The sequence below is a fragment of the Bermanella marisrubri genome, assembly GCF_012295615.1.
GTDB classification, from domain to species: domain Bacteria; phylum Pseudomonadota; class Gammaproteobacteria; order Pseudomonadales; family Oceanobacteraceae; genus Bermanella; species Bermanella marisrubri.
This window is the reverse complement of the sequence record NZ_CP051183.1, coordinates 908,131-920,504: the sequence shown is the minus strand read 5'-3', so window position 1 is coordinate 920,504 and position 12,374 is coordinate 908,131. Positions and strand designations below refer to the sequence as shown.

Below are 12,374 nucleotides of genomic sequence, written 5' to 3'. Positions count from 1 at the left end.
TCAGGCGTCACCGCGACCCTGAACGTCACGCTTATATTCTTGCAACAGCGCATCTTCTTCTTTCGACAAATCACGCTTTGCTAGCAGATCGGGGCGTTTTTCCCAGGTTCTGCCAAGCGCCTGCTTTAGGCGCCACTGTCTAATCTTCTCGTGATTACCACTTAGCAATACATCTGGCACTTTTCGACCTTCATGCTCTTCCGGTCGAGTGTAGTGCGGACAATCAAGCAAACCGTCAACGAATGAATCCTCAACGGCACTCATATCATGCCCTAGCACTTCAGGTACTAAGCGAATCACACTATCCATGACCACCATGGATGCCAATTCACCGCCACTTAGCACGTAATCCCCAATGGAGATCTCCTCGTCGATTTGCGTTTCAATCAAACGCTCATCAATGCCTTCGTAGCGCCCTGCCAAGAATATCAATGATGCTTCTTGGGCCAATTGTTGAGCTTTATCCTGTGTCAGGGTTTCACCCTGCGGCGATAAATACACAACTTTGCTTTGTGATCCTAGCTTAGCTTTCGCCGCTTCAATTGCATATTTAAGCGGCTCAACCTTCATCAGCATGCCTGGACCACCACCATAAGGTCGGTCGTCCACAGTTTGATATTTATCGATGGTGAAGTCTCGAGGATTCCACACATCAACCGACACCAAACCTTTATCCACTGCCCGACCGGTTACACCAAAGTCAGTCAGTGCTTGGTACATCTCTGGAAATATGGAGATGACGCCAAACTGCATGATCAGAATTCCGGATCCCAATCTACTCGAATGAAGCCTTGCTTCAGATCGACATCTTTCGTGCAATCGTTGGTATAAGGCAGCCAGCGCTCGCGACCATCGAGACTCTCCTTACACGGTTTAACCACTAAGACGTCGTTATTACCCGTGTTAAATAGATAGTCCACTCGACCTAAAACCACATCATCCGTGGTAACCACCAATAAACCTTCAAGTTGGTGGTAATAAAACTCGCCTTCCCCGGGCTCAGGCAACTGCCCTTTGTCCATTACGACATCGCATTGAACATACTGTTCTTGTGCCTGATTCCGATCTTGGCAATCGTCCAGTGCAGCAACGAGACCTTTGCCTTGCGTGCGCCACTCTCGAACCTTCACTGGAACAAGTTGACCCTTTTTAACAAGGTGCCAACCATCATAAGAGAACACATTCTCTTTGGGCTCAGTGTAGCTGTACACTTTCACCCACCCTTTGATGCCATATACGCCGGTGATCTTACCTATTTTGGTGAAATTGTCGGGTATTTTACTCATCAAAGTGTCTTACTACCTTCACTATTAACCAGCTGCTTGCTGCTTCTTAGCTTCTTTTACCAGCTTAGTTACGCGATCACTTGCTTGAGCGCCTTTGCTTAACCAGTACTCAACGCGCTCAAGATCAACGCGTAGACGTTCTTCTTGGCCACGAGCGATAGGGTTAAAGAAACCTACACGTTCAATGAAGCGGCCGTCGCGTGGGAAACGCTGATCCGCAACAGACAAATGATAAAAAGGACGTTTTTTAGAGCCACCACGGGCTAATCGAATCACTACCATGCGACAGTGCCTTCTCCAGAGGGTGAGTTTTGGTATCGCTCACCGTTCAACAATAAACATCCGACGTACCGATTAAATACAACGGATGCACAATAAGGGGCGCGTATTGTATAGGGATTAAGCTAGAAAAGAAAGCCCCTTTTAAAAGTGGCTTTTTTGCCCTGTAGCCCTTCAGATATGAGGCCTAGACGGCATTGGAAATGATTCAAATAATAGCAAGCCTGCGCCCCTATATTCCGGCACGCCAACCATTGGTAATAGGATAACGACGGTCGCGCCCAAAACCGCGCTGTGTCAAGCGCACGCCGACGGGTGCCTGGCGTCGCTTGTACTCATTAATATCCACCAAGCGAATAACCCGGTTAACCTCATCCTCTTTAAAGCCCTTGGCGATAATCGCCTGAGCACTCTGATCTTCCTCAATATACAACCTCAGTATCTCATCAAGCACCGGATAAGCGGGTAACGAATCCTCATCTACTTGGTCTGGCGCCAGCTCCGCAGACGGTGGTCGACTAATAACACGCGGTGGAATTACCTCACCCAGCGTGTTGCGATACTTGGACAATTCAAATACTAGGGTTTTAAACACGTCCTTCAGAACACCATATCCACCAGCCATATCGCCATACAGAGTGGCGTAGCCGACAGCCATTTCACTCTTATTCCCCGTTGTCAGCACAAGACTGCCTTTTTTGTTACTCATGGCCATGAGCAATACACCGCGGCAACGACTCTGTAGATTTTCCTCAGTGGTATCTACCTTAGTGCCTTCAAACTCATCCGCCAGCGTTCCCATGAACGCATCAAACATGGGTTCGATGGGCATGACTTTGTATTCCACCCCCAAACGATTCGCCTCGTCTTCGGCGTCATGCAGACTCATTTGAGAGGTGTACTTGAAGGGCATCATGATCGCCTGTACACGCTCTTTTCCCAAAGCATCCACCGCCACGGCCAGTGTTAGGGCCGAATCAATACCGCCGGACAATCCAAGTACCACGCCTTTAAAGCCATTTTTATTCACATAATCCTTCGTACCTAAAACAAGCGCAGAGTAAATACTGTCTAATTTCTCTCTGTGCGGCTCAGTCTTGCCGTCGATAGAACTGACTGCACCATCATCTATAGCAAGCTCTACAACTGGCTGAGCTTCGTCGTAAGTGATCGCTCGGCTTTTCACATTACCTTGCTGATCCACAACAACCGAGCCACCATCAAAAACCAGCTCATCCTGACCACCTACCAAGTTAACGTAAACAATCGGCATAGCCCCTTCCAAAGCCCTTTCTTTTAGCAAGGCTTCGCGGTGCAAAGGTTTATCGATATGAAAAGGAGATGCATTTAAATTCAACATCAATTTTGCGCCCGCCTGCTTAGCTTGCGTCATAATGCCTTTTTGCCAAATGTCTTCACAAATGCTTATGGCAACTGGTAGCCCTTTAATTTGAACCACGCATGGTTGAGTACCTTCAATGAAATAACGCTTTTCATCAAACACTTGGAAATTGGGTAAATGCTGCTTGGCATACTCAGCAACTAGGCGGCCATTTTCGATAACTCCAGCCATGTTTTGTAAGCCACTTGCTGTGACTTTGGGGTAGCCAATAACAAGTGTTATCGGTAGTGCTGCTTCTTCAATCTCTTGCAGCGCTTGCTCTACTCGAAGCTTTAAACTCGGGCGCAGCAATAAATCTTCTGGAGGGTAACCTGTCAAGGTTAATTCTGGAAAGATAACCACGTCCACACCCTTCTCCACCGATTGCTTGGCGGAGGCTAAAACCTTCTGAGTATTACTTTGAATGTCGCCAACAACGAGATTAAGCTGAGCTAAACAAACGGAAAGGGACTGCTCTGACACCGTAATAACCTTGATTATGGATATGAAAAGCCCGTATTCTGCGAAAATTACGCGTCATCGGCAAATGAATCCATGAATAATTATGTTGAATTAAAGCCCCTATCCCGACTTTACGCCTATTTTTCAATGGGTCTGGGCATTGTTTTCCTAGGTTTTTATTTTTTTGAAGAGCAATTAAAGTGGTGGCAGAGCACCAGTCCAAAACTGCTACCCATCATCCTCACAGCCTACATGGCTTTAGCCGTTACCAATCTTATTCGGGCCTATCGTGACGTACCCGCCACGTATGAAAGTTATCAAATTACACTACTCACAGAAGTTTTACTCATTGGGTTTTTGCTATTGTATATAGCCCCGCAACAATGGGATTTAGCACTTATTATGCTGCTAAATGTGGGGCTAGCGAGCAGTTTGGTCAAACAACGTCACGGGTACTTTCTTGCTGCAATGGCGACCATCTTAGTACTCAGTCACACATGGGTTCATGGAGACAACCGTGTTACCGACCAATTATTAAGTAGCACTCTCGTTAGCGTCTTATTTTTCCTTGAGGTCTTTGTTATTCAGGGACTCAAAAATCGGCTGCGGGAAGCTCAATCGGAAGCAAAGGCATCACAAAGTCAACTCCTCAGTGTCGCTCGGATCAACGATGTCATTATCGAACGCATGCAAACCGGAGTATGCCTAGTCAATGAAAGTGGACGAATTCTGCGTATTAATCGTGCTGCTGTTGAGCGCATAGGCGAATATACGGCTGGCGAACAGATTCCACCCGCAATAGAGGAACGGCTGCGCTTTTGGATGCAATATCAATTACAGAATCACGACACGATTGAATTGAGCGATACAGCAGCTGGCTCAATAATCGTGAATTTCGCCAACATCGACTCTCACTCAGTCCTTATATTTATTGAAGACAAAGATACCGTCACGCGACGTGCCCATCAGTTTAAATTGTCCTCTATGGGACGCATGGCCGCCAGCATTGCTCATGAAATTCGAAATCCGCTCAATGCGGTTAGCCATGCCGCTCAGCTGTTACAAGAAAGCCCAGACCTGCAGCAAGATGACACCGAATTATGTAACATTATTCTCAAACAAAGCTCCCGAATGGAGCAAATTATTCAGAATGTATTACAAATTAGCCGACGCAAAACCACCAGCCTTCAGTGGATAAAACTTGATAACTGGTTAGAGAACTTCAAGACAGAATTCGAACAGCAGCACAAAGTTCCGTTAGACATTGACGGTGGCGACTTAGATATTCGATTTGATCCCAGTCAATTACACCAAGTACTTTGGAATCTCTGTCACAACTCAGTGGCCTATGGGCATGCCGCAGCCAACGCCCCAATACTGCTGAAGATCGACGAGCATTCTGGCCATAGCCGTCTACGTATTATGGATAACGGCCCGGGAATATCACCAAAAGAACAAGAGTTTTTATTTGAGCCATTTCACACAACTTCCGCCCAAGGCACAGGCTTAGGTCTCTATATTGTAAAAGAGTTATGCGAAGCCAATCAGGCAAAGATCCACTACCGAAATCGACACGCAAAAAAGGACGGCGCAGACAAAGGCGCTTGCTTTGAAATTTTGTTCGCACAATCCAGTTAGCAAATCAAATTCGGGCAAGAAAAAGCCACAAATAAGGGCGACAGAATCTCGGAAAACTGGATAATGGCGCCCTAAATATCTACTTCTGGTGTACTCACTATGCAGATTAAGGTTAATTTCCTCGATAACCTCCGTCTTGAAGCAAAATTCGATGATTTTACCGTGGTCGCTGACCAACCGATCCGCTATAAAGGGGACGGCTCAGCGCCCAGTCCGTTCGATTACTTCCTAGCATCTTCAGCCCTTTGTGCAGCCTACTTTGTCAAGGTGTATTGCAATGCTCGCGATATCCCTACCGACAATATTCGCTTATCGCAAAGCAACATAGTGGACCCAGAAAATCGCTACAATCAAATTTTCAAAATTGATGTAGAACTACCAGAAGATATCAGTGAAAAAGACCGCCTAGGAATCATCCGCTCCATTGATCGCTGCACCGTAAAAAAAGTGGTGCAAACTGGGCCAGACTTCCAAATCGAAGTCGTAGAAAACCTAGATGAGGATGCACAAGCTTTACTCGAGGTACCTAGTCTGGAGGGAGAAGGAACCAGTATTCTTGGCAAAGACCTACCCGTTGAGCAAAGTATTGCCAAAATGACCAGCTTGCTTTCAGGCCTTGGTATGCAGATCGAAGTCACTTCATGGCGCAATATCGTTCCCAACGTGTGGTCTTTGAATATTCGCGACGCTGACTCACAGATGTGTTTTACCAATGGCAAAGGGGCAACCAAAGAAAGCGCATTGGCCTCTGCTCTGGGCGAATTCATGGAGCGCTTGAACTATAATTTTTTCTATAATGATCAATACTTCGGGCCCGACATCGCCAACGCAGAGTTTGTTCATTATCCAGATGAGAAATGGTTCCAGCCTGGTTCCAATGATGAGTTGCCAGAAGAAATTCTCGATGACTATTGTTTAGAAATTTACAATCCAGACGGGGAGCTTTGCGGCTCTCATTTATACGACACAAACTCTGGCAATACAGAACGTGGTATTTGTTCGTTACCATACACGCGCCAGTCAGATGGACAAACCGTCTATTTCCCTTCTAACTTGATTGAAAACCTTTATCTTAGTAACGGTATGAGTGCAGGTAACACAATCGAGGAAGCACAGGTTCAATGCCTTTCTGAAATTTTCGAACGCGCAGTGAAGCGTGAAATACTAGAGAGCGAACTCGCGTTACCCGACGTTCCGAAAGAGGTTCTTGATCAATACCCAAGTATTGTTGCAGGTATTAACGGACTAGAAGAACAAGGCTTCCCAATTTTTGTAAAAGATGCCTCATTGGGTGGGCAATTTCCCGTGATGTGCGTTGCCCTTATGAATCCACGCACTGGGGGTGTATTCACATCCTTTGGCGCCCACCCTAGTTTTGAAGTCGCACTGGAGCGCTGCGTAACCGAGCTAATGCAAGGCCGCAGCTTCGAAGGCTTAAACGATGTGCCCAAGCCAACCTTTGAATCGTTAGCGGTAACGGAACCGAATAATTTCGTTGAACACTTTATCGATTCAACCGGCGTCGTGTCTTGGCGCTTTTTCAGTAACAAAGCAGACTACGACTTTGTGGAATGGGATTTTACCAATAACGGCCAACACTCAAATGCTCAAGAAGCGCAAACTTTATTCGGGATTTTAGAATCCATGGGGAAAGAGTCTTACATGGCAGCGTACAGTGACTTGGGAGTACCTAGCTGTCGCATTCTCGTTCCCGATTATTCCGAAGTTTACCCAGTGGAAGATCTCATCTGGGATAATACCAACAAAGCACTGTTGTTCCGCGACGACATCCTGAACATACATGACTTAGATGCTCAGCAATTAGAGGCCTTGTTCGATCGCTTGGAAGAAAGTGAACTGGACGACTACACCGATATCATCACTCTCATTGGTATTGAGTTCGATGAAAATACCGTTTGGGGACAGCTTACCATCCTCGAGCTAAAGCTCATGATTTGTTTGGCAATTGGTCGCTTGGAAGATGCCAAAGAATTCACCGAGATGTTCCTGCAGTACAATGATAATACCGCGGAACGCACTCTCTACTATCAGGCCATGGACGCCGCGCTCGAAGTTTCCCTCGACGATGATATGACTATGGATGAATACGAGCACAGCTTCCGTCGCATGTTTGGCGATGAAAAAATGAATGCGGTACTCGGTTCGATCAACGCTAGTGTGAAATTTTATGGGCTGACACCAACTGATTCGCAGCTGACTGGACTAGAGAAGCATCAGCGACTCATTGAAAGCTACCAAAAATTGCATCAAGCAAGAGCCAAAGCACATCGTTAACATCCTGCCTAATAGGAAGCCAAGCAGTGTTTTATTGGTTACTATAAGAGTTTGACGCATAACGCATCAGGGCACGCCCCTGATGCGGCTTGCATTATCTATGGTTCAATTGATCCAACAAACATAGGTACGTTCATGCAACGCATTCTGTTACTCGATGATGAGCCGGACATCCTTAACCTATTCCTATTGACGGTAAAGCGAATGGGACTCGAGGCAACGACCGCAAAAACCATTGCCGATGCTAAGGAAGCCTTAGCCAACCAAAGCTTTGCCCTATGCCTTACTGACATGCGTTTGCCGGATGGCTCAGGAATGGACTTGATAAAGTACATGCAAAAGCATCATCGCCGCACCCCTGTGGTCATGATTACGGCCTATGGCACCATGGACGTCGCCATCGATGCCATGAAATTAGGCGCGTTCGACTTTCTGTCCAAACCGGTGGAACTGGATAAACTCAGATCCATCATCGAAAACGCCATCATTCTCAGCGAAGACGCTGAATCCGAACTAACAGACCCCACTCCGGCCTCCACTGGCATTATTGGGGATAGCCCGGCCATCAAGCGACTCCACAAGCAAATTGGCAAAGTCGGTCGCAGCCATGCGCCAGTATTTATTTACGGAGAGTCAGGCACGGGTAAGGAGCTAGTTGCAAGGGCCATTCACAGCCTAGGACCCAGACGGGAAAAGCCCTTTATCACGGTCAACTGTGGCGCAATCCCTAGCGAACTCATGGAGAGTGAGTTTTTCGGTCATGTGCGAGGTGCGTTTACCGGAGCCAATACCGCCAAAGAAGGCTTTTTTCAAGCTGCAAACGGCGGTACGTTATTTTTAGATGAAGTCGCAGATTTGCCCCTAGCCATGCAGGTCAAACTATTGCGCGCCATTCAAGAAAACGTCGTTCGTCCCGTTGGCAGCGAAACCGAGCATAAAGTCGATGTGCGTATTTTGTCCGCCAGCCATAAAGATTTGCAGGCACTGGTGACCGATAATCAGTTCCGCGAAGATCTGTTTTATCGCCTCGATGTAATTCGACTTGAAGTCCCGCCTCTACGTGAACGCAGTGAAGATATCCCCGCCATTGCCAAACACATACTAAAAAGACAGCTTGAGGAGTTAGGATTGGCGTCCATGACACTAGGAAGTGAAGCGCTGAGCGCTCTGCAGCAACATACCTTCCCTGGAAATGTGCGCGAATTAGAAAATTTACTACAGCGAGCGATTACATTATCGGAAAACCAGACTATTACTGCTGAGGATTTAGCCTTAACCGCCACAAACAAAAAGGTAATCGACTCTGGAGAAGCGCAGCCCTCCATGGCGCAAAACACACCGAATACGGTCGCTAATAGCCATAGCCTACCTGCCGGCATGACTCTAGAAGATTATTTAGAGGACATAGAAACCCAGCTGATTCAGCAGGCCCTCGAAGACTGTCGCTGGAATAAAACCGCGGCAGCGGAACAACTAGGAATGAGCTTTCGATCCCTACGATATCGCCTTAAAAAGCTAAACATTGACTAAATTTCATACTGATTTCCGATAGTGGTCACAACCCCTTTTCAGCAAACTGACGCGCACATATCGCAAGGAGGCGAACATGGGTACGTCAAAGGGATTTACATTACTGGAATTGATGGTTGCGACGGCTATATTGGGCATAATGGCATCTGTGGCACTACCCAACTTATCAAGTTTGATAGACAGATATTCGACTTCAGCAAACGTTCGAGCATTCATGCAAACCTTAAAATTTGCTCGCTATCATGCACTGAAAAGCGGTACAGACATTACTTTATGCCCTGTAAACGGCTCTATATGCACTGATAACTGGAATAAACCCATCCGTGTTTTCCAAGATAGAAATAGAAATCAACGAGTAAATGCTGGCGAGGAGATTCTCATGTCATCTCATATCCCCATCGACCAGAACTCCGTCATAACACGCTCTGGTACCGGCAATCACCTAAGGTTCAACTGGAAAGGTCATGCATTTGGTTCTGCTACCACCTTTGTCATATGCGCGCGCGAGAATCATCAGGCCTCAAGGCAAGTAATTCTTAACTTCCAAGGACGAGTCCGTAGCCGGGGGTACCTGTCTAGAAACGGTACTCCCTATGCTTCGCTAGGCTCACTGGCTTGTCCGCAAGTGTGACCGACAGCACATTCAAATAATTATTCATCCTTTCACTCCAAATACGACACCGTTTATCACTGCCATCTAGCGAACTACTGGCTATATCGTAAAATAGAGGTAAAACACTAGAAGGCTCAAACCATATGCGAAAAAAGGCAGGTTTTTCACTAATAGAACTAATGATCACACTGGTTATTTTGGGCATTATTGCCAGTGCAGTTGTGCCTCAGCTAGGAAGTCTTTTCACCCGTAAAAACATTGAGTCAATTGGTAAGACTTTAGAACAAAGTTTTCGTCTAGCCAGAACCGAAGCCGTTAATCGAGGTGTTCCAGTGATGGTCAAACCAAGTGAAGCTAGTGGTAATTGGGCTGACGGGTGGGAAATAGTATTTACCAATAGCGATGGCGACGAAGAACTCATTCGTCATTTCTCTGCCATTTCATCTGGCGCTAAACTCACTAGCTCAGAATTTAGTGTCGGTACGCCGCTCACTATAGATCCAAACGGTAAAGCTCGTTCAGTCGGATCATTTTCACTTGACTATGATGATTGTCAAAAATCTAATCATGATTTGAAATTTGACATTCTGATATCAGGTTTAGTTAAACGATCAAAAACGTCTTGCAATTAAAGGGTGACGAATGGTGTTTAATATAAAAAAACAATCTGGGTTCGCCATGGTAGAAGTGCTAGTTACGGCGGTTGTCGTAGCGATTGGTATTTCCGGCATGGGTGTACTCCTTCTTAAATCACTACAAGGCACTCAAGACAACGCTCAACGATCGCAAGCCATGTGGATCGTTCAAGATTTCGTCGGTCGTATCCGCGCAAACAGTGTAGGAGCTCGTGCTGGTTATTACGTTGTAAACGCACAACCTGATTGTACTGTTGAACCGGCCAAAATGTGCGCTGACCATCGCGATGAAGATGACAACCTTGTACAAGGTGCCGTATGCGATCCGGAAAACTATACAACAAATGATGGCGACGAAATGGCCATATATGACAAGTGGATAACAGCCTGCGGGACCAATGACGATATTTATACCTCTCCTGCTGATTTTATGGGTAATCCTCAATTAATATCACGTTGTATCGAAACATCTTCCAGAATCAGTACACCAACTGGAAACCAAGACTGTGTCAAATATCAGATAGATTTCACTTGGGATACACGTATAAAGCAATCCGGCGCAAACGCTGAGGATCGTGTATATAGTAATAGCTACAGTGAAGTTGTGGAGGTTAACTAATGAAAAGTATGAAAGGCTTCACTCTCATTGAATTAATGGTTGCCGTAGTCATCGGAGTCTTTCTCGTGACGGGTTTGATGAATCTTTTTATAACGATGAACCGCAGTGTCACGTTATCCGATGCTATGTCACAAAATCAGGAAACCGGTCGCTTTGCGATGGACTATCTCACTCAATTTACACGTCAAGCTGGTTATACAGACTCCCCGTCAGCATCCGGTTCCATTGATCCTTTGTTCACTGCTCCTGATTGCACACTGGATGGGGCCTGTACTGAGAATAACCCAAATACTATACGCGGCGACAGAGTCTCATTACAAATGTATGTCGCCTCAGGAAACCAAATGCAATCTTGCACAGGTTCTATCATTGACGGTCCCAGAAAATTCGCAAATGTTTTTTGGGTAAGTGCTGACGCTGGATCAGACCGTGAACTTCGATGTCGTACTGTAGATACTGATACCAATACGTGGATTGATCAAAGCGCAGTATCAATAGTAAGCAATATTGAGTTACTCGAACTTCAAGTGGGCGTTGCTGCTGATCCTACTCATCGTCACGCCTCACGGTACATCAACATGGAAACGTTTAATCCCATAGATAATACTATTGGGGTTTCTTCTATACGCAGTATAAAGCTAGGCATTCTCACGACGAGTCAGACAGAAGACAATGCAGCTCAAACCAACATTAAAGAAAGAAAATACGTTGTTCTTGATAGCCCTGTGCTGACATTCAATGATGGCGCTTTGCGCAGTATTTTCTCTAATACAATTGAACTACCAAACGCTATTGAATCCGCGTTTACTAACTAGGGAATAGGAGATTCATTATGAAGAACCAGCAGGGTTCAACCCTAGTCACCGCTTTGATTATCTTAACGGTAATCACTCTAGTCGCAGTGTACTCTCTAGAAAGCAGCAACATCCAAGAGAAAATGGTTGCCAATAGTTTATTTTCAACACTGACTTATCAAGAATGTAGAAACGAACAAGAAAGTAATGTTCGGTACTACAACTTAGATGGCGGCACCAAACGAGAAGAACTTTTAGTACTAAGAACGCTTAATCCTAGAGATGGCAATACCCCTTTAAGCAACACCTTAAAAACACAAAGCAAATCAGATATGAGCATTGAATGGAGTTACTTATCCGAGTCTCCTGCAGGTAAATCAGGAGTCGAAGTCGATATCCAGAGTCCGATTCGTGTGTATCAATATGAAAATGATTGCATAGCACAATTTCGCTTTGCACAGAGCAATCAAACACTCGGAGCCTTGGTTGAAGGTTTGAAGAGTGCTGGAAATATTAAATAGAGGTTGTTATGAAAATTCTTGTTATCTTTATGCTGATTTTATCTTCACTTTCTGCGGGTTTAGCCAACGCAAAATCCATGGAAATTAAGTCCATCGTTGTTGAGTATTATGAAAGTACAAACTCTGGGATTATTCGAATTCCTGATTGCAAAAGATGTGATTTCGATTTCTACGAATTCGACAATACTCTTGAAGTGAAGAAAGACCGAAAAAAAGGAAGTATAAAAGATTTATCTAAGGAATACTGGAAAGTAAATTTCTATACAGTATTTATAAAGCCCAATTCCAATAAAGTATTAAGAATTTATTATTAAAATGGAG

13 protein-coding genes are annotated in these 12,374 nt (G+C 45.4%); 9 read left to right on the top strand and 4 right to left on the bottom strand.

Annotated elements, in window-relative coordinates:
* The 4 genes from trmD to HF888_RS04175 form a co-directional block, all read right to left on the bottom strand.
* Positions 1-753, bottom strand: coding sequence for a tRNA (guanosine(37)-N1)-methyltransferase TrmD (trmD, locus tag HF888_RS04190; protein ID WP_007016750.1), 753 nt, complete (start codon positions 751-753; stop codon positions 1-3).
* Positions 754-755: 2 nt separating this feature from the next.
* Positions 756-1,286 carry a ribosome maturation factor RimM gene (rimM, locus tag HF888_RS04185; protein WP_007016749.1) on the bottom strand — a complete coding sequence of 177 codons (531 nt, stop codon included), beginning with the start codon at positions 1,284-1,286 and terminating at the stop codon, positions 756-758.
* A gap of 24 nt (positions 1,287-1,310) precedes the next feature.
* Entirely contained in the window at positions 1,311-1,568 is a 258-nt protein-coding gene (rpsP, locus tag HF888_RS04180) for a 30S ribosomal protein S16 (protein WP_007016748.1), read from the bottom strand.
* Positions 1,569-1,797: 229 nt separating this feature from the next.
* On the bottom strand, positions 1,798-3,429 hold the full coding sequence (locus HF888_RS04175) for an NAD+ synthase (protein WP_007016747.1): 1,632 nt from the start codon (positions 3,427-3,429) through the stop codon (positions 1,798-1,800).
* A gap of 72 nt (positions 3,430-3,501) precedes the next feature.
* On the opposite strand from HF888_RS04175, the gene HF888_RS04170 reads away from it, so the two are divergent.
* The 9 genes from HF888_RS04170 to HF888_RS04130 all read left to right on the top strand — a co-directional run bounded on the left by HF888_RS04170 (position 3,502) and on the right by HF888_RS04130 (position 12,367).
* Entirely contained in the window at positions 3,502-5,046 is a 1,545-nt protein-coding gene (locus HF888_RS04170; RefSeq protein WP_007016746.1) for a sensor histidine kinase, read from the top strand.
* A 99-nt stretch (positions 5,047-5,145) separates the two neighbouring features.
* The gene (locus HF888_RS04165) at positions 5,146-7,341 is read left to right on the top strand and encodes an OsmC domain/YcaO domain-containing protein (RefSeq protein WP_007016745.1); all 2,196 of its coding nucleotides are present in this window, start codon (positions 5,146-5,148) and stop codon (positions 7,339-7,341) included.
* A 135-nt stretch (positions 7,342-7,476) separates the two neighbouring features.
* On the top strand, positions 7,477-8,871 hold the full coding sequence (locus HF888_RS04160) for a sigma-54-dependent transcriptional regulator (RefSeq protein WP_007016744.1): 1,395 nt from the start codon (positions 7,477-7,479) through the stop codon (positions 8,869-8,871).
* 76 nt (positions 8,872-8,947) lie between these two features.
* Entirely contained in the window at positions 8,948-9,502 is a 555-nt protein-coding gene (locus tag HF888_RS04155; protein ID WP_007016743.1) for a GspH/FimT family pseudopilin, read from the top strand.
* A gap of 125 nt (positions 9,503-9,627) precedes the next feature.
* The gene (locus tag HF888_RS04150; protein WP_007016742.1) at positions 9,628-10,116 is read left to right on the top strand and encodes a GspH/FimT family pseudopilin; all 489 of its coding nucleotides are present in this window, start codon (positions 9,628-9,630) and stop codon (positions 10,114-10,116) included.
* 10 nt (positions 10,117-10,126) lie between these two features.
* The gene (gene pilV, locus HF888_RS04145) at positions 10,127-10,738 is read left to right on the top strand and encodes a type IV pilus modification protein PilV (RefSeq protein WP_007016741.1); all 612 of its coding nucleotides are present in this window, start codon (positions 10,127-10,129) and stop codon (positions 10,736-10,738) included.
* On the top strand, positions 10,738-11,553 hold the full coding sequence (locus HF888_RS04140; RefSeq protein ID WP_007016740.1) for a PilW family protein: 816 nt from the start codon (positions 10,738-10,740) through the stop codon (positions 11,551-11,553). Before pilV ends, HF888_RS04140 begins: the two co-directional genes overlap by 1 nt.
* A gap of 17 nt (positions 11,554-11,570) precedes the next feature.
* Positions 11,571-12,053, top strand: coding sequence for a pilus assembly PilX family protein (locus HF888_RS04135; RefSeq protein ID WP_007016739.1), 483 nt, complete (start codon positions 11,571-11,573; stop codon positions 12,051-12,053).
* 8 nt (positions 12,054-12,061) lie between these two features.
* Entirely contained in the window at positions 12,062-12,367 is a 306-nt protein-coding gene (locus HF888_RS04130; RefSeq protein WP_007016738.1) for a hypothetical protein, read from the top strand.
* Positions 12,368-12,374 lie beyond the last annotated feature (7 nt).

Coding starts and splice junctions, on each gene's coding strand:
- trmD (WP_007016750.1), bottom strand. CDS start 753: ATGCAGTTTGGCGTCATCTCCATATTTCCAGAGATGTACCAAGCACTG.
- rimM (WP_007016749.1), bottom strand. CDS start 1,286: ATGAGTAAAATACCCGACAATTTCACCAAAATAGGTAAGATCACCGGC.
- rpsP (WP_007016748.1), bottom strand. CDS start 1,568: ATGGTAGTGATTCGATTAGCCCGTGGTGGCTCTAAAAAACGTCCTTTT.
- HF888_RS04170 (WP_007016746.1), top strand. CDS start 3,502: ATGAATAATTATGTTGAATTAAAGCCCCTATCCCGACTTTACGCCTAT.
- HF888_RS04165 (WP_007016745.1), top strand. CDS start 5,146: ATGCAGATTAAGGTTAATTTCCTCGATAACCTCCGTCTTGAAGCAAAA.
- HF888_RS04160 (WP_007016744.1), top strand. CDS start 7,477: ATGCAACGCATTCTGTTACTCGATGATGAGCCGGACATCCTTAACCTA.
- HF888_RS04155 (WP_007016743.1), top strand. CDS start 8,948: ATGGGTACGTCAAAGGGATTTACATTACTGGAATTGATGGTTGCGACG.
- HF888_RS04150 (WP_007016742.1), top strand. CDS start 9,628: ATGCGAAAAAAGGCAGGTTTTTCACTAATAGAACTAATGATCACACTG.
- pilV (WP_007016741.1), top strand. CDS start 10,127: ATGGTGTTTAATATAAAAAAACAATCTGGGTTCGCCATGGTAGAAGTG.
- HF888_RS04140 (WP_007016740.1), top strand. CDS start 10,738: ATGAAAAGTATGAAAGGCTTCACTCTCATTGAATTAATGGTTGCCGTA.
- HF888_RS04135 (WP_007016739.1), top strand. CDS start 11,571: ATGAAGAACCAGCAGGGTTCAACCCTAGTCACCGCTTTGATTATCTTA.
- HF888_RS04130 (WP_007016738.1), top strand. CDS start 12,062: ATGAAAATTCTTGTTATCTTTATGCTGATTTTATCTTCACTTTCTGCG.